Below are 1,128 nucleotides of genomic sequence, written 5' to 3' on the forward strand. Positions count from 1 at the left end.
TTGTATGACACCCCGAAGCGTTGCTCGATGAGTAGACGCACCCGTTTGAGCGTCCACAGTTCGGTGCCAAAGCCATGCTCGGTGGGGCGCTGCAGCAAAGCACGACACAACTGCTCGCGCTGGGCATCGTCGAGCAACGACGGCCGTCCACGGGCCATGGTGCGCAGCGCATCGAAGCCGCCTTCGTCCAGTCGCGCCTTCCATGTGTACACCGTCTGCCGTGCCACGCCCACCGCAGCCGCAACCTCCGCGACCGGCTTGTTCGCTAACAGCATCCGTCCAGCGCGAACCCGCTTTCTGGTCGCTTCGTCCATCTTCCCAGTCATGCAATCGAACTCCCGATCAACGCCTTGATCAGATAACGCGTGAGACTCGAATCGGTTGTCATGATTTATACAAGTCTCAATAGAACGAGTGCGCGAGCAGTTTTTCGGTAGCGCAGGAGCGGGCCTGCGCTACGTAACCGTCAGCGGAACCCGTCTGGCGAGTAGAGGGCGGCGATGAGAAGGTAGTAGCTTCACGATTTCTGGGAGTGAAGCGATGGCCGATCAGCGGGAAGGTAAGAGCGGACGAGCCGGGGCAAGGTATGACCGCCACGATGAGGCTTTCTGGCGCGATCTGCTGGCGCAATGGCGGAACAGCGGCGGGAGCATTCGCGCCTTCTGCCGGCAACACGGCTTGGCGGTCAGCACTTTCAGCTTGTGGCGCAAGCGATTGAGCCACGAGCAGCAATTGCCGGCGGCGCCGCCAATCGCAGTGACTGCGGACACGGCATTCATCGCTGCGGCAACGGTTGCGGTGCCGAATGTCCTGCCGACAAACGACTCAGCGCTATCGAGGTCACGCGACCAGGTGGTCGTTACGCTCGGCGGCGCACGTATCGAGATGGCCGGGGTGCATGCCGAACGCATCGTGCGCTTCGTGCTGGGGCAGTTGGGAGGCGGCCGGTGCTGATCAGCGGCGATGTGCAGGCTTTCATCTGTAATAGCCTAGACTAAATCTGACAGTGGTTGGTTATCCATGCCGCCGCACATCGGTGCGAAGGGCGTAGCCCAGAGTGCCAGTGTGCGGCGGAATCCACAAGGAGTCCGCCATGACTCAGGAACAGAAAGTCATCCGTGCCAAGGT

Annotated in this window: 2 protein-coding genes; one reads left to right on the forward strand and one right to left on the reverse strand. The window is 61.2% G+C overall.

Going from position 1 to position 1,128, the window contains the following annotated elements:
• On the reverse strand, window positions 1-326 hold a 326-nt coding region (locus tag AC1DN0_RS41095; protein ID WP_477146614.1), incomplete at its 3' end, for a helix-turn-helix domain-containing protein.
• 214 nt (window positions 327-540) lie between these two features.
• Here AC1DN0_RS41095 and tnpA point away from each other — a divergent pair.
• Window positions 541-954: an IS66 family insertion sequence element accessory protein TnpA gene (gene tnpA / locus AC1DN0_RS41100; protein ID WP_441637748.1), complete on the forward strand. Its 414-nt coding sequence runs from the start codon at window positions 541-543 to the stop codon at window positions 952-954.
• Window positions 955-1,128 lie beyond the last annotated feature (174 nt).

The sequence above is a fragment of the Cupriavidus sp. 05N39 genome (assembly GCF_056397325.1).